Here is a 23,931-nt window from a genome sequence, read left to right as displayed (position 1 = left end):
ATTATTAAAAGCATATCAAAACTGTTTTGTTTGATTTTTTAGGTCGAAAAAACATTCAAATGATTAAACGTAATTAAATACCAAAGAAAAAGTGGCGCCATTATCAGGCATTGAAACAACTTCTATGCTGCCTCTATGCATTTTCATAATGTTGCGGCTAATCGTTAATCCTATTCCTGATCCATTTTTCCTGGTGGTGTAAAATGGAACAAAAATCTTTTCGAGATTACTGGCATCGATGCCTTTCCCGTTATCGGTAACATCAATGTATAGCTTGGTGTTTTCCAACCGGTAATTTACATTGATGTGCGGGTGTTCTCTGTTCTCTACAGCGTAAATACTATTGGTAATGAGGTTGATCAGCACTTGTTCAATTAATTTCAGGTCGAGCTGAATGGTGATTTTTGAAGAGGTTTGTTCTACATCCAATACCACATTTTTAACTTTGGCAAATGGCTGCATCAATACCTTAATGTGTTTCAGTATTTCACCAATGGTATGCGATTCGAGGTTTGGTGTAGGCAGCTCGGCAATTAGCCGATAATCCTTTACAAAATCTAATAGACCAGAAGATCTTCTTTGTATGGTTTGCAGGGCCGTTTTCAGATCGTCCATTTCGTCTTCTGTGAGGTTCTTTTTATCGGTTACCATCCGGTTGATCGTATCCGATAATGAACTTATGGGGGTAATTGAGTTTAAGATCTCGTGGGAGATTACACCAATTAACCTATTCCATGCTTCCGTTTCTTTTTGCTCAATCTCATCTTTAATGTTTTGGAAACTGATAATGGTATAGTTATTTCCGTAAAGATTTAATGGAATAACTTCGGTAGATAATTGAATCAGTTTATCCTGGATTTTCAATTCCAGAAACCTTTTCCCCCCAGTTAAAATCTGCTCTATTTCTGTTGCAAAGGTTGGGAGGTGTTGCTTTACCCTGTGCCAATACTTATACGCCGGAATACCTAAAAGATTTGAAGCGGCCTGATTAAAAAATGCAACCTCTTCATGCTCTTTCTGAATGGTATTATTTACCACGATTACACCAACGGGAACCTGCTCCAAAATGGTTTTAATCAATTGAAACATGGCTTCTTGTTCCAATCTGATCTGTTTATGAACCTGTAAAATATCGCTGAAGGATTCGTATAGCTCAGGGAAACTGCCTTTAGTTACTTTGTTTTTAAAATTTAGGGTATGATCTCTCGTTTTAACGGCTAAAACGAAACGGTTAATATCTGATCTGATCTGATTGATATAATAATAAAGGGAAATAATCGTACCCAATAAAATTAAAGCTACGCCGATGATGGTAAACCAAAGCTGGGTGTTTTTAATCAGGTAAAATAAGAGATAGCCCAGCAGATTGATCATCAGCAGGCGAAATATTAAACGGAAAGTAAAACGTTGGTAAAACATGTTTTAGGGTTGAAGGTAAAGGGTTAAAAGGTGGAGGGTTTAAGGTGATGCGGAAATTTTAACCTTTCGCCCTCAGCCTTCCTGCCTTCAACCTTTCTTAGATTCCAAATTTCTCAATTCTTCTGTACAGTGCAGCTCTGGTTAAACCGAGTTCTGCCGCGGCTTTTGATATATTTCCTTTGTGTTTGTCAATTGCTTTCTGCACCATCATTTTTTCCATATCCTCAAGCGCCATTTCATCTGGTATAGCGTTGTTCTGTGCGTAGCGCTGCGGACTTAACTGCAAATCTTCTTCTGCAATATCAGCACCATCGCTCATAATAACCGCTCTTTCTAAAACGTGCTGTAACTCGCGCACATTTCCCGGCCATTTATACTGTAAAAGTGCTTCTTGGGCCTTATTACTCAATTTTCGGATGTCTTTATGGTATTTCGAGCTAAAAACCTGCATAAAATGATTGGCCAGGAGTAGAATATCTGTTCCACGTTTACGTAAGGCTGGTAGCAAAAGCTCGACAGTGTTAATGCGGAACAATAAATCTTGTCTAAATGTATTTTTAGCTACCATTTCATTCAGGGGCATATTGGTAGCGGTTATTAAACGGACATTCACCTTACGCGCTTTACTTTCACCTAAACGGGTAACTGTACGGTTTTGCAAAACGCTTAAGAGTTTAGCCTGAAGCGGTAATGTTAAATTTCCAATCTCGTCTAAAAAGATCGTTCCTCCATCGGCCAGCTCAAAGCGACCTGGTTTATCTTCTTTGGCATCTGTAAAGGCACCCTTAGCATAACCGAATAATTCGCTTTCAAATAAATTTTCGTTTAACGAGCCTAAATCGACATGCATAAACACCTGGTTTTTCCTTTGCGAATTACCATGTATTTCATAAGCAAAAACCTGTTTTCCTGTTCCATTTTCGCCCAGAATAAGCACATTAGCATCAGTAGGGGCTACTTTTAAGAGCGTATGCTGTAAATGCTTTATTTCATCTGCCTGCCCAACAATATTCTCGAAACCTCGGGTAAGGTCTTTTTGGAGCGATGAATGTATTTTTTCTAATTTCTTTACCTTTTTGGTCGATTCGCGGAGTTTAGATGCCGAAGAAATGGTGGCAAATAACTTTTCATTTTCCCAGGGCTTAAGAATAAAATCGGTAGCGCCTTTTTTAATCGCCTTTACTGCCAGTTCAACATTACCAAAAGCAGTCATTAATATGACTACATAATCTTTATCAACCGATAAAATATGTTCTAGCCAATAAAGACCTTCACGGCCATCACTGGCTCCTTTTTGGTAGTTCATATCCAGCAAGATGATATCAATTTCATTTTTGCTCAATAAAACATTGATCTCTTTAGGCGATTTACATGTTATTACCTGCTTTACCTGCTGCTTTAAAAACAAACGGGCACTAAGCAGAATATCGTCGTCATCATCGATAATTAAAACTGTGGCGTCAAGCATAATCTCTCGCTATTAAAGTTAGTATATATTTATTCTTTTGCCGTCCCTCGCTTTCAAGAGAGGGATGAAGGGGTGAGGCAAAAATACCAAAACTGTCCGCTCCCGCACATCAACTGTCCGATAATGAACATATAAAAAATAAGATAACTATTAATTTGTTGATTATTAGTGTTTTAAATGTGTTTTTCGCTTTTGGCACAAGCTTGGTTATTGATGAAACCAAACCGTACAACCGAACACATGGATAAGAAAATAGAGAAAAAAAGATTTAGCACTAAAACCCTTTTAATAATAGGTGGAGCAATTGCTTTTGCAGCGGTTGTAATTTATGGCTATACTTTATCCCTCAAAAAAGTTTACAGCGCAGATGCCGATAAATTAACCATCAGCAAAGTAGAATATGGTGATTTTGAAGATGTAGTGTTATTAAATGCCAGCGTAGTTCCATTAACTTCGGTAATCGTAAGTTCATCAGAAGGTGGAACAGTTGCCGAAATTTTTACTGAAAATGGTGCTTCGGTAGTTAAAGGAACCCCATTATTGAGAATTTCCAACTCAAATGCCATGTTGAGTTATACCTCAAGTCAAACAGCAGCAACCGAGCAGATTAACCAATTGCGGAAATCGCGGTTGGATTTAGAGCAAAACCAAAGGGTGTTAAATCAGGATGTTTTAGATGTAGAAAATAGCTTAAGAACAGCAACCCGTCAGTATAGATTAGATAGCTCACTATTTGCTAAAAAAGTAATCACACTACAGGAATTTAATAAATCGAATCAGGATTACGAATATTACCAGGGTAAATTGAAGATTGTGCGTCAAGCGATTAAACAAGAAAACCAAAGCAGAAAGATGCAGTTGGCTCAGATCGATCAATCGATGGGGCAAATGAACGAAAGTTTAGAGATGATCCGTAAGAACATCGAAAATATGACCATTAAGGCGCCTGTATCTGGTAAGCTGTCTTCTTACGATCCAGTTATCGGAAAATCTTATAACTCTAACGAAATGATTGGAAAGATTGACGTACTGCAGGGTTATAAACTTCAGGCAGGAGTTGACGAATATTATATCAATCGGGTAAAAGAAGGACAAACCGCTAACTGTGAGTTTAATGGTAAAACTTATAATTTAACCGTGAGTAAAGTAATCCCTGAAGTTACAGCTGGTCAGTTTCAGGTTGAAATGGTTTTTAAGGGGGCTGCACCTGAAGGTTTACGTCGCGGATTATCGTTACAAACAAAATTAACCTTGTCTGACAATAGTAAATCGCTGCTTCTTGCCCAGGGACAGTTTTTCCAGAGTACAGGCGGCTCTTGGGTATTTGTAGTAAATAATGGTAAAGCCACCAAGAAAAACGTTAAAATCGGGCGAAAAAATTATTTGTACTATGAAATATTGGATGGTTTGCAGAAAGGCGACGAAGTAATTACTTCATCTTACGATCAGTTTAACCAGTACGATCAGGTGGAGATCAATAAATAAGTTTGGAGTTTGTTGAAAAAGGACTAAACAATTAGAAATAAAATAACACTCAGGTCTTGATACCTGATACTGAATACTTGATACTAGAACAACTAGAATTATGATTAAAATAGAAAATCTGGAAAAAGTTTACAAAACTGAGGAGATAGAAACCACTGCACTTAATGGTATTAATCTCCATGTTGCAGCAGGAGAATTTGTTTCCATTATGGGGCCATCGGGCTGTGGGAAATCTACCCTGTTAAATGTAATGGGTTTATTGGATAAGCCCGAAAGCGGAAGTTATAAGTTTATCGATACCGAGCTTTTAACGCTTAACGATAGAGAACGGTCTAATTTCCGTAAAAGAAATATGGGATTCGTTTTCCAGAATTTTAATCTGATTGATGAATTAACTGTTTTCGAAAACATTGAACTGCCACTAATTTATAACAAAATTCCTGCTGGAGAACGCAAGAAACTGGTAAACGAAATTATCGAAAGAATGAATATTGTAAACCGTAGCGGTCACTTTCCACAACAGTTATCAGGCGGACAGCAGCAACGGGTAGCAGTGGCAAGGGCCTTGGTTACCAAACCGAAGTTGGTTTTGGCCGATGAGCCTACCGGAAACCTGGATAGCTCGCACGGTAATGAAGTAATGGAGTTGCTTTGCGAACTGAATGAAACCGGTACTACCATCGTGATGGTAACCCACTCCAGTCACGATGCCAGTTTTTCGAACAGAATCATCAATCTGAAAGATGGTCACGTGATTTCTGAAAAGATCAATAAAAGCAGAAACGAAGAACTAATATAAGGTTAAAGGCTGAAGGTTTAAAGGTGGAAGGTTATTTATCGTAACCTTTAATCCTGCACCTTCCTACCTTCAACCTCAAAAAAGATTTTAGTTTAGTTAATGATAGCCGCCCAGTAATCTTCCCGGATGGGGAGATTAGGGAGTGGCACAAGAAAGGTAAAAGGTAAAGCGTATGGTTTATGCGCCCTAGACCTTAAGCCTTACACCTCAAACCCTAAACCTCAAAAATATGTTCAAATTAAACTTAAAAATCGCTTTGCGAAACCTCTGGAAAAACAAGGGATTCTCTTTGATCAACATTGGGGGGTTAGCCATTGGCTTGGCCAGTTGCATGATTTTGCTATTGTATGTGAACTACGAATGGAGCTACGATAAGCAATTTAACAACAGCGATAAAACTTATGTAGTTTATCAAAATATGAAGGCAAGTGGTAAAACTTTTAGCTGGGCATGGACACCAAATGTGATGGCTAAAGAAGTGCAAGAAAAAATCCCTGGCGTTAAATATGCTTCTCACACTACTTATCCGAGGAAACAATTAATTACCGTTGGTGATAATAAAATAAATAGCACTGCAATATTTGCCGACCAAAATTTTATTAAAATATTGGATTATAAATTTCTTGAAGGTAATTCAGCAAAAGTTTTAAAAGATGTAAATACCATCATCCTTACCAAATCTTTTGCAACAAAATTATTTGGAAATGAAGATCCTATTAATAAAATGGTAAAGCTGGAAAATCAGGAAGTATTAAAAGTGGAAGCCGTAATAGAAGATGCACCTGCAAATAGTAGCTTAGCTTTTGAGTGCATCATGCCCTGGGCATTGTTCGAAAAACGGGAAGCCTGGGTGAAGGAAGTCAATTGGGGAAATAATATGTGTTTAACGCTTGTTCAATTACAGGATAATAACTTTTTCTCTGCGGCAAATGGTTTAATGCATGGTATCTACAAGCGGAATCAAAAAGATAATTTGTCAGTGGCTTTATTACATCCTTTAACCAAATGGCATTTATATGATGAATTTGTAAACGGTAAATCGGTAGGAGGTAAAATAGACCAACTTAAAATATTTTTATTGCTGGCCTTTTGCATATTGCTAATTGCCTGTGTAAATTTTATGAATTTATCTACGGCACGCTCAGAGCGTAGGGCAAAAGAAGTTGGCGTTCGTAAGGCAATCGGATCAACGCGTAGATCGTTAATTAATCAGTTTTTTTTAGAATCTCTGCTCATCACATTTATTGCCACAGTTTTAGCTTTTATTTTAATTGAGGTTAGTTTGCCATATTTTAATAGTTTGTTAGATATTAAATTAACAATCGATTATTATAATGGCCCATTTTGGTTAACATTATTGGGTTTAATGATTTTAACCGGATTTATTGCGGGTAGTTATCCAGCGTTGTATCTATCTTCTTTTGAGCCTATAAAAGTTTTAAAAGGTTTCACACTTAAAGCAGATTCATCCGCTTCGGTGAGGAAAGTATTAGTGGTTGGTCAATTCGTTTTTGCTGCAAGTTTAATTATTTGTACAGCAGTAATTTATCAGCAACTTAATTATGTTAAAAATAAGCCTATTGGTTACGATAAGTCCAATTTAATTCAAATAGCAGTAGTCGGTAAAATGAATGATGCTGTTAAATTAGAATTGCTTAAAACGCAACTATTAGAATCAGGCGCTGCAAGCGGTGTTACTTTTTTTAGTACAGATTTTACTGAAGGTGGAGATAATACTACAGGTGTAAACTGGGAAGGTAAAAACCCGAACGAGGCTATTTCTTTTAACCATAGATCAATAGGATATGATTTTGTAGAAACTATTGGAACGAGGATGGTTAATGGTAGGGAGTTTTCTGCGAAATTTCCTAATGATACAAGCAGTGTATTGCTAAATGAAGCGGCCGTGAAAATGATGGGATTAAAGAATCCGATCGGTAAGGTTATTACTTTCTGGGATAAAAAACTAACTACAGTTGGGATAGTAAAAGATTTTGTGGTAGAAAGTGCTTATCAAAGAGTGGCCCCAATGATTTTTAGAGTAAATCAAAGGGAAGACGCGAGGGTTATCATTGTACGGTTAAATCCAAATCAAAACATCAGTTCATCACTGGCTAAAATTGATGATTTAGTAAAGCAAATGGAACCAAATTATCCTGTTAACCGCAAATTTGTGAACGAATCTTTTGAAGTGAAATTTAAAAATGAAAAACTTTTAGGTTCACTCTCAAACTGGTTTGGTGGTTTCGCAATTTTCATTTCTTGTTTAGGATTATTAGGTCTGGCGCTTTTTATGGCAGAGCAACGCAAAAAGGAAATCAGTATCCGTAAGGTTTTAGGTGCCAGTACCGGCAATATCCTCGTGTTGTTAAATAAAGATTTTATAAAATTGGTGGCCATTGCCAATCTTATAGCGTTCCCGTTAGCCTATATTATTGTAAATAAATGGCTTTCAGCCTTCGAGTATCGCATCTCTATATCTGCATTGCCGTTTATTGTGGCTATTGCTTTATCTGTAGTCATTGCCATACTTACGGTTAGTGTTCAGTCCGTTAAAGTGGCCAAAGCAAATCCTATTGATGCGTTAAAATATGAATAAAGGAGGGAAGGCAGAAGGTTTTAAGGTAGAAGGCTAAAGCGCCCAAAGCCTTCCATCCTTTAACCTTCCAACCCTCAACCTTAAAACTATGTTTAGACTTAACTTAAAAATCGCTTTGCGAAACCTTTGGAGAAATAAAGGATTTACCCTGATTAATTTGGGCGGATTGGCCATTGGCTTGGCCAGCTGTATGGTTTTGTTGCTTTATGTTGCTTACGAGTACGGTTATGATAAACAATTTACCGATTATGATAAAACCTACCTGGTTTATAATAATCAGAAAACGGCAAAAGAAACTTTCAGCTTTCTTGCGGTGCCGGGTTTAATGGAAAACGAGGTACGTTCTAAAGTTTCGGGTGTTTCAAAGGTTGGTCGATTATCTTATCCTGAATATAAAATGCTTTCTTACCATCAGAATAACTTTAAGAAAAGTGCCGTATTTGCTGATCCAGACTTTTTAAAAATGTTTGATTATAAGATTTTGAAAGGTAATCCAAATACTTTTCTAAAAAATCCTGATGGCGTAATTTTAAGCGAAACCCTAGCGAAGAATCTTTTTGGTAATGAAGATCCTTTAAATAAGGTTGTAAAACTTGAAAATAATCTGAGTTTAAAAGTAGAGGGTGTAGTTGAAGACAGACCGAAAAACAGTAGCCTGGAAATAGATTACCTAATGTCGTGGAAATTATACGAAACATTAAATCCCTGGACAAAAACCAGTGGCTGGACTTCTAATTACTGCGTGTTATTTGTTCAGTTGCAAGATAATTCTTTTTTCGAACAAGCTAATAATCAAATGCATGGTATGATTAAGGCCAATGATAAAAATTCGAATGGAGAACCTTTTCTGCATCCACTATCTAAATGGCATTTATATGAAAAATTCGAAAATGGCAAAAATGTAGGCGGTAGGATAGACCAGTTAAAAATATTTTTTCTTTTAGCTTTCTGTATTCTATTGATTGCATGCGTTAATTTTATGAATCTTTCTACAGCAAAATCAGAAAAAAGAGCCCGTGAAGTCGGCGTCCGTAAAGCCATTGGTTCGTCTAGGAATAATCTGGTTAGCCAGTTTATGTTCGAATCGATTTTACTTACCACACTAAGTATGCTGGTTGCTTTTGTGTTAATAGAGGTAAGTTTGCCATATTTCAATAACCTGTTGCGAATCTCGTTGGAAATAGATTATGTAGATTGGAAATTCTGGGCTGTATTTTTAGGGCTCGCATTATTAACCGGCATTATTGCAGGCAGTTATCCAGCTTTTTACCTTTCATCATTCGACCCGGTTAAAGTATTAAAAGGATTTAAGCTTTCTGGTGGCTCATCGTTATCTATTCGTAAGTATTTAGTTGTTTTTCAGTTTGTATTTGCTGCATGTTTGATTGTTTGTACAGCGGTTATCTATCAGCAACTGAATTTTATAAAGAATAAACCGATCGGTTATAACATCGGTAATCTTGTTCAAATCTCTGCTGAGGGCGAATTGGCCAACCCAGGTAAACGTAATATTCTAAAAGATGAAATTCTAAAATCTGGTGCTGCAACTGCAGTTACAGAATACAGTCAATCGTTAACCGCTGGCGGTAATAATACGTATGCAGTAAGCTGGCCTGGTAAAGATGAGAATGAAAAAATACTGGTAAACTATAGATTTACAACGGTTGATCTGACTAAAACCACAGGAATGGAAATTCTTGCTGGTCGCGATTTTTCGAAAGACCGGGTAGATACCGCAAATGTTTTAGTTAATGAGGCTTTAGTTAAAGTGATGGGTATGAAAAACCCTGTTGGTAAAGTGATTAGCTGGGACCAACCCTTAACCATTGTTGGGGTAGTGAAGGATTATGTAATGGAGTCGCCTTATCAAAGTCCGAAACCGTTAATTATTGCACAAAATAAGCAGGCTACAAGTACAATAATTATGAGATTAAATGATCAAAGCAATGTTACCTCATCTATTAATAAAATAAATGAAATTGTAAAGAGACTGAATCCTGCATTTCCAGCTGAAGTTAAATTTGTGAATGAAAATTTCGAATCGAAGTTCCAAAATGAAAAGCTTTTAGGCACATTATCAAACTGGTTCGGTGGTTTTGCCATTTTTATCTCCTGCCTGGGTTTACTTGGTTTAGCTTTATTTATGGCAGAGCAACGCAAAAAGGAAATCAGTATCCGCAAAGTTTTGGGCGCCAGTACAGCCAACATCCTTACTTTGCTCAACAAAGATTTCATCAAACTGGTTGCAATAGCCAATGTAATTGCATTTCCATTGGCCTACATTATTATTAACAAATGGCTTTCCGGATACGAATACCGTATTTCTGTTTCTGCCTTACCATTTATAGCCGCAATTAGTCTTTCGGTAATCATTGCTATACTCACTGTAAGTATTCAATCGGTTAAAGTGGCAAAGGCAAACCCGGTAGATGCTTTAAAATATGAATAAGGCGTGGGGTTTAAGGTAAAAGGTGTAAGGTTAATACGCCAAAGCCCTAAATCCAATTAATACTTTAAATATGAATAAGGTATAAGACTTATAGTAGAAGGCGTAAAGTTAGTACGCCAACACCCTAAACCTTATACCCTAAACCTTAAACCTAATGTTTAGATTAAACTTAAAAATTGCGCTACGTAACCTTTGGCGAAACAAGGTAAGCTCGTTTATTAACGTAATTGGGTTGGCCATTGGTTTGGCTGCCTGTTTAATGTTGCTCTTGTATGTTACCTACGAATGGAACTTTGATAAGCAGGCCAAAGAATCGGCTAACGTTTTCACCACTATGACCAATATTCCTGGTGATAACGGTAAAATTTCCGGAACATTTGAAGGCTCAACCACTGCTTTCGGGCCGGTAATTAAGCAAAGTTTGCCCGAACTTAGGTATATGGCGAGGATGGACTATGGAGGCAGGAATTTAATAGCCAACGGACAAAATGCATTCAAGCGTCAATCTAAATTCGCCGAACCTGATATCTTAAAAATGTACGATTATGAATTTATTTATGGCAATGCAAGCACAGCTTTAAATCATCCAAATTCTGTCATTTTAACGGAATCTACCGCTAAAATACTGTTTGGAACTACTGATGTGTTGAATAAATCGGTTCGTTTTAAAGATCGTTTAGATTTGAATATAACCGGTGTAATTAAAGATCAACCTGATAATAGCTCTAATAAATTTGATTATTTAATGCCTTGGTCTTTATACGAAACAATTGATCAAAGTGCTAAAGATTTAAACTGGAGCAATTATAGTTTTGTAACGCTGGTGATGTTAAAAAGTGGGGCAAATTTAGATTTGGTTAACCAAAAAATCAATCAGATAGAGAAAAAAAATAATACAAATAATCAGCAATCGCAGGTATTGTTCCCATTGGCTAAGCTACATTTATATGGCAAGTTCGAAGATGGCAAAAGTATCGGTGGCGCAATAGAACAGATTTATTTATTCGTTGGCTTAGCTTTTGGCATCTTGTTGATCGCCTGCATCAATTTTATGAACATGGCTACAGCCAAATCCGAAAAACGTGCAAAAGAAGTAGGCATAAAAAAGACTATTGGTGCCAACCGTAGTTCGCTGATTGTACAGTTCTTAACAGAATCGATGATGCTAACTTTTATTGCAGTGATCTTTTCGATTGCTATCCTCGAGATCTTTTTGCCAACCTTTAACAATCTCTTGAATATTAAACTGAACATATCTTATTTCAATAGCAGCAGCTGGGTGGGGATTTTGGGCATTGTTTTCACTACAGGCCTAATCGCTGGGAGTTATCCTGCATTTTACCTGTCTTCTTTTAACCCGATCCAGACGCTTAAAAGAAAAATTAAATCTGGTGGTTTCTTTTCAGTTAGTTTAAGGCAGGTATTGGTGGTGGGGCAATTCTGCTTTGCCATTATCCTGATCATTTCTACGCTGGTTATCTACAAACAGATTCAGTATATTAAAAACAGGCCGGTAGGATTTGATGTAAATGCTTTAGTAGAAATGCCGCAGGATGGCGAACTGAAAACAAAATATGAACTGCTGCGCACCGAACTGCTAAAATCAGGTGCGGTTACTTCGATGTTCCAATCATCTGTTAGCTTATCGCATCATGGACGTAACTTTGCAGGTATCGAATGGGATGGAATGTTGAAAGCTACAAACAACCAATTGTTTAACCAGGTAATAACGACCTACGATTTTATTAAAACCAATGGTATTAAATTAACCAGCGGGAGAGACTTTTCAGAAAACTTCGCTTCAGATACCAGCGCTGTGATGGTGAGCACTTCGGCTGTTAAAGTTTTTGGCTACAAAAATCCTGTAGGCAAAACAATTACCATTTTCGGCGATAAATTCAATATCATAGGTGTTTTTGATGATTATGTTTGGGATTCGCCCTACAAATCCAATAATCCAATGGTTGTGTTCTTCGATAAGAAGCAAACCGGGAACATTACGATGCGCTTGAATGAAAATAACAACTTTCAAAGTAATATCGAAACCATTGGCAGGATCACAAAGGCATTAAATCCAGCTTATCCTCTTGAAATTAATTTCTTAAACAACGTATACGCTGAAAAATACAATGCAGAAAAAACTTTGGGCATCCTTTCAAACCTTTTCGGTGGACTGGCCATATTTGTTTCCTGCCTTGGACTTTTTGGTCTGGTGGCCTATAGTGCAGAGCAGCGAACAAAAGAATTTGGTGTACGCAAAGTATTAGGTGCCTCATTATTTAATTTGATGCAATTGCTGTCGCTCTCTTTTGTGAAGATGATCGTTTTTTCTATCGTTATCGCTATTCCTTTGAGTTATTTTATGATGAATAAATGGCTGATGAAGTTCGAATTCCATACCGAAATTTCATGGTGGATTATGCCGATAGCAGGATTTGGGACTTTGCTAATGGCATTGATCACTGTAAGTTTTCAGGCTTATAAAACTGCAAATGCCAATCCTGTTGATGCGCTCAAATATGAATAATCCAGTTGGCAGTTTTCAGTTAGCAATATAACAATTAACCAATTTAACCATTTATACAGTTAACCCATCATGTTCAGATTAAACCTAAAAATAGCACTACGTAACCTTTGGAAAAACAAAGGCTTTACATTAATTAATGTGGGCGGCTTAGCGATCGGAATGGCCTGTTGTTTAATGTTACTCTTGTACGTTAACTACGAATGGAGCTTCGATAAACAATATAAAAATGCTGATAAAGTATATTTTGCCGCATTAAATTTAAAGTTTAATGGCAAGCTGGCAACTACAATGGCCGTTCCGAATAAACTGGCCAAAGCAGGGGTTTCAGAATTGCCAGGCATTAAAAGTGCAGCCCGCATTTCGATGAACAATGGCCAGAAATTATATAGCCATAACCGGAATAATTTTAAATTAATAGGCATTAATGTAGATCCTGATTTTTTAAAAATCCTTCAACAGAAATTTATCTACGGCGATCCGGGCACTGCTTTATCCGAGCCTAATAATATATTGATAAGCGAATCGACAGCAAAAAAATTATTTGGCGACCAGAACCCAATAGGGCAAAGTATTAAATACGATAATAGGGTAAACTTAAAAGTTAGCGCTGTAATACAAGATTTGCCAAAAAATCAAAGCATGCAGTTTGATGTTTTACAGCCATGGGCTTTTTTTGAGCAGGAAAACCCTTCTGAAAAAGAAAATGGATGGGGAGCAATTACCTGTTTAACCTTATTTCAGCTTAAAGATAATGCTTCTTTAGCGGCCACAAACGCAGCACTAAAACACTTTATCGTAAACAAAGAACCCGATTTAAAAGAAATGACCTACGAACCTTTTCTTTTTCCTTTAAGCAAATTTCACTTATATGATGATTTTGACAATGGGAAATCGGTGGGGGGTAAAATTGATCAGTTGCGATTATTTGTTTTTCTGGCCATCTGTGTATTATTTATCGCCTGTATCAATTACATGAATCTATCAACGGCTAAGTCGGAGAAACGTGCCCGTGAGGTAGGAGTAAGAAAGGCTTTAGGTTCTACCCGAAATACAATAATGGGTCAATTTATAATCGAATCGCTTTTGTTATCGTTTTTAGCCATGTTAATTGCTTTTACATTACTCGAAGTTTCCTTGCCTTACTTTAATAACCTGCTCGATATCTCAATAAAAATTAATTACAATACTTATCAATTTTGGAGCGTGTTACTTGCTATGATATTGGTAACTGGTTTGCTTGCTGGTAGTTATCCTGCATTTTACCTTTCGTCTTTTATCCCTGTAAAGGTATTAAAAGGCTTTAAAGGTTCAACGGGCTCATTATCAATCCGCAAAACACTGGTAGTGGTGCAGTTTAGCCTATCTATCTGCATGATTATTTCGGCTATCGTAATTTACAGCCAAATTCAGCACCTTAAAAATAAACCCTTAGGCTTTGATCAAACTGCGCTGGCACAGATCGATTTAGAAGGAGAATGGACAAAACCAGAAAAATTGCAAACTTTTAAAAATGAATTAGAAAGGGCAGGTGCTACAATTGCAGCAACGGAATATGCAAGTTCATTTACTGCTGGTGGCTCAATTACTGGCGACATTCAGTGGCCAGGCAAGCCTAAAAATGATGTATCGATTATTAATTATAGAAGTACGGGTTTCGATTTTGCCAAAACAACTGGCGTAAAGATTCTTGCAGGGCGAGATTTTGATCCTAAATTTTCAGCAGATACAGCTACATCTCTGCTCCTCAACCAAACCGCTGTTAAAATAATGGGACTAAAAAATCCTGTGGGTACCATTATCCATTGGGGCGATAATCCTCCACTTAAAGTAGTGGGCGTGGTGCAAGATTATTCTAACGAATCGCTCGCTTCGAAAATACAGCCAACAGTTTATTACTATAATATCAGAACCAGTCGTGTTTTATTGCTTAAACTGAATCCTAAACAGTCACTTTCTACATCAATTGAAGCCATAAAAGCGGTAAGTCAGCAGCTAAACCCTGCTTATCCAATTGAAGTGAAACTGGTTAGCCAGGGTATGGCTGAAAAACTTCGGAGCGAAAGGCTGCTCAGTGTACTTTCCAATATTTTTGGAGGATTTGCCATTTTTATTTCCTGCTTAGGTTTATTGGGTTTAGCGCTATATACGGCTGAGCAGCGCAGTAAAGAAATCAGTATCCGTAAAGTATTGGGGGCCAATCTTTCTGATATCCTGGTCCTTTTGAACAAAGATTTTATGAAACTGGTAGTCATATCCAATGTGATCGCTATTCCGGTTGCTTATATTCTTGTTGCTAAATGGCTTGAGAAATATGATTATAAAATTACCATCAATCCATGGCCATTTTTGCTTGCCCTTTTAACCTCGGTAGTTATTGCCATTTTAACAGTGAGCCTGCAAACTTTTAAAGTGGCCAAAGCAAACGCTGTTGATGCACTTAAATATGAATAAGGGTGGGAAGCTCGAAGGTAATAAGGCTGAAGGTTTAAACACCTGGCCCATCAACCTTCCAACCTTTCAACCTTCAACCTTAAAGCTATGTTCAGATTAAACTTAAAAATTGCACTGCGCAACCTTTGGAGAAACAAAGTAATTACATCCATAAATATAGGTGGATTGGCTATTGCCCTGGCCGCTTTTATTTTGGTAACCATGTACTTTACCTATGAAACAGGTTTTGATAGGAAAAATCCTAATTATAATGATATTTATATAGTAGGGAGACAGTTGCCCGATTTTAAAACCAATAATACTGCCCCGCCATTAGCCAAGGCCATTAAAGCAGAAATGCCGGAAGTACTTTCAGTTGGTACCATGAAAATGAGCTTTTTTGAATTTCCGGTTTACAGCGATCACGGTGTTGTTTTTTTAAGTAAATGTCTGTATCTCGATTATGATGCTGCAAAAATGTTTAACATCAAACCTAGCAATGGTTTAATTAAACCAGAAAGTACAACCGAAAATCTGTTTTACCTGAGCAACGAAAATTATAAAACGCTTTTCCCTCACCATAAAGATAATAAGCCTGAAATGATTGGAATCGGCAGTAAATCTTCAGGTATAACCGGCAAACTGAGCGGAAGTATTTTTGCAGACCCCCATTCTAATATTACTTTCGATGCCATTTCGTTGGTAAAAGAAATGGGTTTAGGAGAAAACTATGGTTATAATAACTATAACACTTATATTCAGGTAAAACCGGGCACAGATATCCAGGCACTTGAAGCTAAAATTAATACCCTTTATAAAAAGGAGATGCTTAAAGATGGAGAAGATCCCAATAACGAGACTTTTAAAGCAACAAAAGCCTTTCTCGATCCTTTAAAAAACCTACACCTTAAACCAAAGGCTGGTACCGATGCCAACTATAAAGTGCTAATGGCTTTATCTGTTTTAGGGGTTTTGATCTTGCTAATTGCTTGTATCAACTTTACCAATCTGAGCATAGCGCAGGCAACCAAACGGGCAAAAGAGGTAGGGGTTAAAAAAGTGATGGGTGCTTATCGCTTTCAGCTTGCCTTTCAGTTTTTAACAGAAATTTTAATCCAGTGTTTAGCAGCGACGATATTAGGACTGATTATGGCCGAAATCATCTTGCCAAAATTTAATAACCTGTTCGTGGTCAATTTATCCATTTGGGTAGCCAATAGTGCCTTATTCTGGCAATTGCCGCTTATATTAATTTTTATTACCCTAATTGCCGGCATTTATCCCGCAATGGTTTTATCAGGTTTTAAACCTGCCCTTGTTTTAAAGGGCAATTTTCAAACCAGCAAACAAAGCTATTGGTTGCGTAATAGCTTATTGGTGTTTCAGTTTAGCATAGCTGTAATTTTTATTATCGGTTTACTGATTATCAATTCCCAGCTGAAATACATGCGTACCCAGGATGTTGGTTTCAAACCCGAACAAGTAGTGTACATTAAAAACCTGGCATATTTCGCCTCGCCAAGCAAATTCGATCCTGTAAGGGATAAAATGGCCAAGATTCCGGGGGTGAAGTCGATCACTGTTGCCAATGCATTGCCGGATGGTTCTGATGGTGGAAAAAACAAATATACTGTAGATGGAAAAGAACAAAGTTTAAGTTTTACTGATGTAGATTTTGATTATTTCGAAACGTTAGATATTAAGCTTAAAGAAGGCAGAACATTCTCCAGGCAATTTAAAACCGATACGGCAAATTCTGCTATACTTAATGAAGCGGCGGTAGCAAAGTATGGATTAACCAAGCCTATAGGTAAAACCATAAAAGGCTGCCAGAATAAAAAATATAAGATTGTAGGCGTGGTAAAAGATTTTAAAGCACTTGGATTTGAGAAAGCAGTACAGCCTGCCATTTACACGATAAATGATCCCTGCGGAAATCCTAAAACAGAAATTATGCTAAAAATAGAAGAAAACAGGATGCCTGAAGTGCTCAGTGCCTTAAAATCGCAGTGGCCAGAAATTAACAAGTTGGACGGAGATAATTTCCGTTACCAATTTCTGGATGAAATGTATGGTAAACTCTTTAAAAAACAAGAACAGCTGCAATCGGTATTTTTTGCTGCTGCAATGCTCACCATTTTTATTGCCATACTGGGTTTATTTGCCTTTGCAAAATACATTACCACTGGTAGAATGAAGGAAATTGCAGTAAGGAAAATTCTTGGTGCAAGTCATTTACAGATTTTCAAGCTCATTAATAGCTCATTCTTTGTTATGGTGCTTATAGCCAATATTATTTCCTGGCCATTGGCATACATATTAACCAGAAAGTGGCTCGAAACTTTTGCCTATCGAATCGATCTGCCACTTTTTCCTTTTTTAATCAGTGCAGCCCTAACTATTTTGTTAACCATTATTACGGTAAGTATACAGGCAAACAATGCCGTAAAAGCAAACCCTGTTGATGCACTTAAATATGAATAAGACCTGCGAGTGGCGTTTGGCGTTTGGCGATTTTCGCTAACCCCCAAACGCTTTACGCTAAACCTCACTCAACATGTTTAAACTTAACTTAAAAATCGCCTGGCGAAACCTTTGGAAAAACAAGGGCTACACGCTTATCAATATTCTTGGTTTATCAATTGGGATGGCAAGTTGTATTTTGATATTTATTTTTATCCGTTTTCAACTCAGTTTTGATGAAGGTTATAAAAATGCAGATCGGATTTATAGGGTAGTTACGGATTGGAAGTACAATGCTTTCGATGATTTCTCTGCAGGAGTACCCATACCTTTTACAGCAGCAGCGAGAAATGAGATCGCTGGGATAGAAAAGATTGGTGCAATTGCCAAATTAGAAGATATTATACACATTAAGGATAATTCAGGCAGGGAAATTTTAAAAAGTCAGGAAAACTTGTATTTCGCCGAACCCGATTTTTTTGATGTAATTCATATCAACTGGAAGTACGGCAAACCGGCAGAAGCTTTAAAAGCCCCTAATAGCGTTGCCCTATCTGAAGCGATGGCCATTAAGTATTTTGGCAGCATACAAAATGCAATTGGTAAAAGTATTACCATGGGGACCAAAACACAGCTAAGTGTTACTGGAGTATTTCAGGATATGCCGCAGAACAGCAGCTTTCCTTTAAAAATAGTGATCACTTACCAAAATTTATATGATTATTACGGTAACCGCGACTGTTGGGATTGTATCAATTCGAGTTTAAGTAGTTATGTGTTGCTTAAAGAAGGACTGAGCAAATCAGATCTTGATGGAGCAATGGCAAAATTCAATAAAAAATATTATGCAGATAAGAAAATTGAGGGCAATCAGGTCAACAGGCTTCAGCCATTAAAAGAGATTCATTTTGATGATCGTTATGATAATTTTGTAAATGCAACAATTGCCAGGAGCCAGATTTATGGACTTGCCATTATCGGATTGTTTTTAATTTGTACGGCTTGTATCAATTTTATTAATTTAAATACAGCACAGGCTGTCAACCGATCTAAAGAGGTTGGTGTGAGGAAAGTAATGGGGGGCAAGCGCAAACAGCTTATTGTACAGTTTTTAACCGAAACCGTTGTACTGGTTTTAATCGCACTTTTAATTGCCTGTATCATCAGTGAGTTGGCTATACCCGCTATGCAGAACCTATTTAAAAATCAGATCAGCTTTAGTTTGTTCGGTCACCCGGTTATTTTTGTGTTTATGATTCTGCTGGTTGCATTTGTAGGCTTTTTGGCCGGCTTTTATCCGGCAATGATCATATCAGGTTTTAATCCGGCGTTGGCTATAAAAAATAAAGTTACCCTTAACAACAACGGTCTAAGCCTGCGTAAAATTTTGGTGGTGGTGCAGTTTGCAATTACTGTTATACTCATTATCGGTACCATTGTAATTGTAAATCAAATGGACTACCTTCAGCAGAAACCGTTGGGTTTTAATTCATCCACAGTGGTAATGGTGGGGATGCCAGGAGACCAGGTGAGTAAAGAGAAGCGGAGTGTTTTTAAAGAAAGGATTTTAAAAATACCCGGTGTACAACTGTTGAGCTACTGCCAGTCGCCACCCTTATCCCAAGATATAAATTCGACCAATTTTACTTTTAATGGAGCGAAAAATAAAGATTTCGAGGTAAGAACCTGTAAGGTCGATGAAAATTATTTTAAACTTTTCGATTTAAAAATTATTGCCGGAAAAGTTTTTATGAAGAGCGATACGGCCAATGGTTATGTGGTTAACGAAACATTTTTGAAAAAAGTAGGCATAACGAAGCCCAAAAATGCCCTTGGTAAAATGATCAATGCCACAGGTATTAATATTCCGATTGTAGGAGTGGTAAAGGACTACAATGATAAATCGTTAAAAGAGAAAATATCCGGTCTGGCTATTTCTGCCGATAAAAATCAATATTGGCAAGCTGCAATAAAGTTAGAGGGCAAACAGCTTGTATCTTCCATGAACCAGATAGAAACCTTGTGGAACAGTACGTTCCCGAATAATATTTATAATGCAGATTTTGTTGATGACCGGATAAAGGGCTATTATGAAAGTGAACACGTCATGGGGGTATTATTTAAAGTGTTTGCCAGCGTAATCATTTTCATCTCTTTTATAGGCTTGTTTGGCCTGATTTCATTTGTGGCTATGCAACGCACCAGGGAGGTAGCCATCCGGAAAGTTTTGGGCGCATCTACCTTACAGCTGGTTAAAATGCTGAATGGCTCTTTTTTATTGATGGTGTTTGTTGCAAATGTAGTAGCATGGCCATTAGCCTATCTTTTTGTGAGTAAATGGCTTTCTGGTTTTGCCTATCGGATAGATCTGAGCGTTTGGCCTTTTGCTATGGCTATGGTGATATCAATGCTGATTACTCTAATAACAGTAAGCTTTCGATCTTATAAAGCCGCGAATGCAAATACTATTGATGCACTTAAATATGAATAAAGGTGCAAGGTTTAAGGTTGAGTGCGTAAGACTAAAGCGCCCAGACCTTAAACCCTACACCCTAAACCTTACACTTTATGTTTAAACTCAACCTAAAAATCGCACTGCGTAATCTATTTAGAAACAAAGTTTATGCAGCTATAAACATTGGTGGTTTGGCTATTGGCTTAACCTCTTGTTTGTTATTAATGTTATATGCTACTTATGAATGGGGCTACGATAAGCAGTTTAAAAACTCACCTCATATTTATCAGGCCATGATCAATTTAAATGATCAGAAAGGCCAAGTAATTAGAACCATTGATCAATCGCAGAATGTGATGTTAGGCGCCCTTAAAGAGGAGTTCCCTGATGTGATGTATGGTGCCAGGGCTACAGGTGTTTATAAAAGGTTGGTTGCTAACGGCGAAGAAAGTTTAAAGCTAGATAGCAGGTATGTTGATCCTGATTTTTTGCGGTTATTTAACTATGATTTCATAAGTGGAAACCCAGAGAAAGCATTAAACGATCCGAATTCTATTGTACTAACCGAAACGGCAGCAAAAAGGATATTTGGTAAAACCGATATACTGAATCAAAAAGTGCGTTTTGAAAACCAGGTTGATTTAAAAGTTACCGCAGTAATAAAAGACCTTCCAACCAATGTTACCTATGGTTTCGAATCGTTAACAACATGGTCTTTATATGAAAATTTAAATCAATGGCCGAAAAAACCAAATTGGGGAAGCCACGATTATTATACTTTATTAAAACTAAATGAACATACCGATGTTGCCGCCTTTAATGCAAAATTAAAGGGTTTTATAGGTAATCATTTTTCGGCAGCTAAAGAAGATGTATTTATTTATCCGTTAACAAAATTGCACTTGTACGGAACCTTTTTAAATGGCAAAAGTATTGGCGGCAATATTTCCCAGGTGCAACTATTTGTTGGCTTATCCGTAGGTATCCTCCTTATTGCCTGTATTAATTTTATGAATTTGGCAACGGCCAGCACACAGGGTAGGGCAAAAGAAATTGGTGTTAAAAAAACAATGGGCGCATCCAGAACAGATCTGATTTTTCAGTTTATGTTAGAGTCGTTTATTTTAACATTAATCAGTATCCTGCTTAGCATTATTATCCTCGAATTTAGCCTACCTATATTTAATCGGTTATTGGGGATTGAAATTGTTTTTGATTATTTAAACCCAATTAATTGGATACTGATTTTTGGTGTTCTGATTGTAACTGGTTTTATATCAGGAAGCTATCCTTCATTTTATCTTTCCGGATTTAACGTTATACAATCGCTCAAAAAAACTTTAAATTTTAAGAGCGGATACAGTTTAACCTTCAGACAAGTTTTGGTAGTTGTTCAATTTAGCTTTTCGATCGTGTTAATTGCAGCAACTATAACCATTTACAAACAGATTCAGTTTATTAAAAATACACCTCTAGGCTACAGATCAATCGGGTTATTAGAAATTCCTCATGAAGGATTATTGTATGAAAAATTCAATCTATTAAAAACAAGGCTGTTATCTAGCGGAGCTGTGGTTGGCGTAACACAATCATCAGGCAGTATTTCGAATAAAAACAGCAGCATCAGAGGTTTAGGTTGGGATGGAATGACAGAAAGTGACAAAATGGTAGATTTCGATCAAATTTACACCACTTACGATTTTATCAAAACGACAAATATTAAATTGTTAGCTGGGAGAGATTTTAATCAAAAATTTGCATCGGATACAGCTGCTTTACTATTAAGTAAAAAAGCTGTTGAAGTAATGCATTTAAAAAATCCAATTGGCGCCAGGATTTTATATCAAGGTGCTCAGCGGAATGTAGTGGGGGTTTTTGAAAATATAGTTTGGGGAGATCCCAATAAGGTGGCGGCACCGATGGTTATTGCCTATGCAGATATCAGCGATGTAATTACGATGCGGTTAAATCCTGTTAAAAGCTTAAACGAGAGTGTTGGTGTAATTGATAAGCTGGTAAAAGAAATAAACCCAAATTTTCCTGTCGAGATAAAATTTATTGATAGCTTAAATGAAATTAAATTAAAGAATGAGAAGATTTTAGGCACTTTGGCCAATCTGTTTGGTTGTTTAGCCATTTTTGTGTCCTGCTTGGGTTTATTTGGTCTTTCATCTTTTAGTACCTCACAAAGAATAAAAGAAGTAAGTATTCGTAAAATCCTGGGTGCTTCAATTACAGAACTAATGACCTTACTCTCATTAAATTTTATAAAATTAATATTTATAGCAATTATAATATCTCTTCCAATTGCATACTATATTATGCACGGTTGGTTGCAACATTTCGAATTAAGAACATCTTTAAGTTTATGGATGTTTGTATTAACTGCGATACTTACGTTGTTGATTTCCATTTTAACAATTACCTGGCAAACCTACCGTGCTGCAAAAATAAATGCTGTTGAGGCCTTAAAATACGAATAAAACCTGCGTACAGTGTTTGGTGCTCAGCGATAATCTCCGCCAACCGCCAAGCACTTTTCGCTAAACCCTAAAAAATATGATACAACTTAATAACATCGAAAAATATTACGCAAACAAAGGCATTAAAAACTACGTGTTGCGTTTGGTTACCACAACAATTAAACAAGGAGAATTTGTTTCCATTATGGGCCCATCAGGTGCAGGGAAATCTACTTTGCTCAATATAATTGGCATGCTTGAAGAACCAACTTATGGATCGTATGAGTTTTTGGGCGAGGATGTAACTTCGTTAAATGAACGTAAACGCATTGAACTTTACCGAAATCACATCGGTTTTGTTTTTCAGGCCTACCACTTAATTGATGAAATGACCGTTTACGAAAATATTGAAGCCCCATTACTATACAAAAAAGTAGGTAGCGCCGAACGAGCAAGTAGAATTGCCGACCTGTTAGACCGTTTTAATATGGTGGCAAAAAAAGATTTATTCCCAAATCAACTTTCAGGCGGACAGCAGCAATTGGTTGGTATAGCAAGAGCATTGGCCGCTCAACCATCTATAATTCTGGCCGATGAGCCAACGGGTAACCTGCAATCGGCACAGGCAGAGGAAATTATGATGCTATTTAAAAAGTTAAACCAGGAAGAGGGAATTACGATTATTCAGGTTACACACTCCGAAAAAAATGCGCAATATGGGAATAGGATCTTGCATATTGCCGATGGTGTAGTAAAAGAAGATGTGGCAGTAGGTTAAACCAATTTATTAAATTAAGCTTTTGTTTAGAGAGATAAACACAGTCTTTAATCTTTCAACTGTGTTTATCTAACTAAACATTATTTTAATTGATGGAATGTATATAGTTTTTATACCGTTACTAATCTTGGTGAAAAACTTCTTCCATATTGCTCCAGCTTTCGCCTTTAGCAGCCGCATCAGGCAATGGGATCTGAGTTGGTGCGGTTTCTTTCCACCAACGCTGCGTAGTGGTATCAGCAGCCATTTTTTTCATATCAGCGGCAAAATCGTTTCCGGTATACTCGAAATAGCTGAAAAGATATGGTTTGCCCTCAATTTCTTTTAAATAAATGGAATAATTATGGATGTTGCATGCTGTTATTTTCTTTAATACCCCTGGCCACACTGCGGCATGTAACTTTTTGTAATAGTCCATCTTTTCGGGCTTCAAGCCTGTAATACTGCCATAACGTAACACTTTGTTCGCTGCATTCAGTGATTTCGCTTCCTTTTTTAAAGGTGGATTACAGGCAGTAAACATTAGTACAAAAGCTAAGACCAACAAATAAATTGTTTTTAAATTTTTCATGAGCATATAATTTGCTTTTTTATAAA

Annotated in this window: 13 protein-coding genes; 10 read left to right on the top strand and 3 right to left on the bottom strand. The window is 37.0% G+C overall.

The features are described from left to right. Window positions 1–63: 63 nt before the first annotated feature. Together AC1RJ8_RS19515 and AC1RJ8_RS19510 are read right to left on the bottom strand one after the other, a co-directional pair. Window positions 64–1,419, bottom strand: coding sequence for a sensor histidine kinase (locus AC1RJ8_RS19515; RefSeq protein WP_492955082.1), 1,356 nt, complete (start codon window positions 1,417–1,419; stop codon window positions 64–66). 97 nt (window positions 1,420–1,516) lie between these two features. After that, entirely contained in the window at window positions 1,517–2,887 is a 1,371-nt protein-coding gene (locus tag AC1RJ8_RS19510; RefSeq protein ID WP_492955083.1) for a sigma-54-dependent transcriptional regulator, read from the bottom strand. Between the two features lie 240 nt (window positions 2,888–3,127). Between AC1RJ8_RS19510 and AC1RJ8_RS19505 the strand changes: the two genes are divergently transcribed. The 10 genes from AC1RJ8_RS19505 to AC1RJ8_RS19460 all read left to right on the top strand — a co-directional run bounded on the left by AC1RJ8_RS19505 (window position 3,128) and on the right by AC1RJ8_RS19460 (window position 23,334). After that, window positions 3,128–4,372, top strand: coding sequence for an efflux RND transporter periplasmic adaptor subunit (locus AC1RJ8_RS19505; protein ID WP_492955084.1), 1,245 nt, complete (start codon window positions 3,128–3,130; stop codon window positions 4,370–4,372). Between the two features lie 100 nt (window positions 4,373–4,472). Further along, window positions 4,473–5,171: an ABC transporter ATP-binding protein gene (locus AC1RJ8_RS19500; RefSeq protein WP_492955085.1), complete on the top strand. Its 699-nt coding sequence runs from the start codon at window positions 4,473–4,475 to the stop codon at window positions 5,169–5,171. A 229-nt stretch (window positions 5,172–5,400) separates the two neighbouring features. Further along, complete coding sequence (locus tag AC1RJ8_RS19495) at window positions 5,401–7,770, top strand: ABC transporter permease (RefSeq protein WP_492955086.1); 2,370 nt, start codon at window positions 5,401–5,403, stop codon at window positions 7,768–7,770. Between the two features lie 88 nt (window positions 7,771–7,858). Then, window positions 7,859–10,219: an ABC transporter permease gene (locus AC1RJ8_RS19490; RefSeq protein ID WP_492955087.1), complete on the top strand. Its 2,361-nt coding sequence runs from the start codon at window positions 7,859–7,861 to the stop codon at window positions 10,217–10,219. Between the two features lie 154 nt (window positions 10,220–10,373). Then, window positions 10,374–12,746, top strand: a complete 2,373-nt coding sequence (locus AC1RJ8_RS19485; protein ID WP_492955088.1) for an ABC transporter permease — start codon at window positions 10,374–10,376, stop codon at window positions 12,744–12,746. Between the two features lie 69 nt (window positions 12,747–12,815). Next, window positions 12,816–15,197, top strand: coding sequence for an ABC transporter permease (locus AC1RJ8_RS19480; protein ID WP_492955089.1), 2,382 nt, complete (start codon window positions 12,816–12,818; stop codon window positions 15,195–15,197). A gap of 87 nt (window positions 15,198–15,284) precedes the next feature. After that, on the top strand, window positions 15,285–17,660 hold the full coding sequence (locus tag AC1RJ8_RS19475) for an ABC transporter permease (RefSeq protein WP_492955090.1): 2,376 nt from the start codon (window positions 15,285–15,287) through the stop codon (window positions 17,658–17,660). Between the two features lie 73 nt (window positions 17,661–17,733). Next, the gene (locus AC1RJ8_RS19470) at window positions 17,734–20,130 is read left to right on the top strand and encodes an ABC transporter permease (RefSeq protein WP_492955091.1); all 2,397 of its coding nucleotides are present in this window, start codon (window positions 17,734–17,736) and stop codon (window positions 20,128–20,130) included. A 77-nt stretch (window positions 20,131–20,207) separates the two neighbouring features. Continuing rightward, entirely contained in the window at window positions 20,208–22,577 is a 2,370-nt protein-coding gene (locus AC1RJ8_RS19465; protein WP_492955092.1) for an ABC transporter permease, read from the top strand. Window positions 22,578–22,653: 76 nt separating this feature from the next. Continuing rightward, window positions 22,654–23,334, top strand: coding sequence for an ABC transporter ATP-binding protein (locus AC1RJ8_RS19460; protein ID WP_492955093.1), 681 nt, complete (start codon window positions 22,654–22,656; stop codon window positions 23,332–23,334). 121 nt (window positions 23,335–23,455) lie between these two features. On the opposite strand, the gene AC1RJ8_RS19455 is transcribed toward AC1RJ8_RS19460, so the two are convergent. Next, a complete protein-coding gene (locus AC1RJ8_RS19455; RefSeq protein WP_492955094.1) occupies window positions 23,456–23,905 on the bottom strand; it encodes an L-rhamnose mutarotase in 450 nt (149 codons plus the stop codon). Window positions 23,906–23,931 lie beyond the last annotated feature (26 nt).

The sequence above is a fragment of the Pedobacter sp. GW822-FHT03F06 genome, from assembly GCF_058801365.1.
The sequence above is the reverse complement of the archived record's forward strand: the minus strand, read 5'-3'. Positions and strand labels throughout refer to the sequence as shown.

Excerpts from the sequence above, each read along its gene's own strand:
- AC1RJ8_RS19515 (WP_492955082.1), bottom strand. The coding sequence starts at position 1,419 with ATGTTTTACCAACGTTTTACTTTCCGTTTAATATTTCGCCTGCTGATG.
- AC1RJ8_RS19510 (WP_492955083.1), bottom strand. The coding sequence starts at position 2,887 with ATGCTTGACGCCACAGTTTTAATTATCGATGATGACGACGATATTCTG.
- AC1RJ8_RS19505 (WP_492955084.1), top strand. The coding sequence starts at position 3,128 with ATGGATAAGAAAATAGAGAAAAAAAGATTTAGCACTAAAACCCTTTTA.
- AC1RJ8_RS19500 (WP_492955085.1), top strand. The coding sequence starts at position 4,473 with ATGATTAAAATAGAAAATCTGGAAAAAGTTTACAAAACTGAGGAGATA.
- AC1RJ8_RS19495 (WP_492955086.1), top strand. The coding sequence starts at position 5,401 with ATGTTCAAATTAAACTTAAAAATCGCTTTGCGAAACCTCTGGAAAAAC.
- AC1RJ8_RS19490 (WP_492955087.1), top strand. The coding sequence starts at position 7,859 with ATGTTTAGACTTAACTTAAAAATCGCTTTGCGAAACCTTTGGAGAAAT.
- AC1RJ8_RS19485 (WP_492955088.1), top strand. The coding sequence starts at position 10,374 with ATGTTTAGATTAAACTTAAAAATTGCGCTACGTAACCTTTGGCGAAAC.
- AC1RJ8_RS19480 (WP_492955089.1), top strand. The coding sequence starts at position 12,816 with ATGTTCAGATTAAACCTAAAAATAGCACTACGTAACCTTTGGAAAAAC.
- AC1RJ8_RS19475 (WP_492955090.1), top strand. The coding sequence starts at position 15,285 with ATGTTCAGATTAAACTTAAAAATTGCACTGCGCAACCTTTGGAGAAAC.
- AC1RJ8_RS19470 (WP_492955091.1), top strand. The coding sequence starts at position 17,734 with ATGTTTAAACTTAACTTAAAAATCGCCTGGCGAAACCTTTGGAAAAAC.
- AC1RJ8_RS19465 (WP_492955092.1), top strand. The coding sequence starts at position 20,208 with ATGTTTAAACTCAACCTAAAAATCGCACTGCGTAATCTATTTAGAAAC.
- AC1RJ8_RS19460 (WP_492955093.1), top strand. The coding sequence starts at position 22,654 with ATGATACAACTTAATAACATCGAAAAATATTACGCAAACAAAGGCATT.
- AC1RJ8_RS19455 (WP_492955094.1), bottom strand. The coding sequence starts at position 23,905 with ATGAAAAATTTAAAAACAATTTATTTGTTGGTCTTAGCTTTTGTACTA.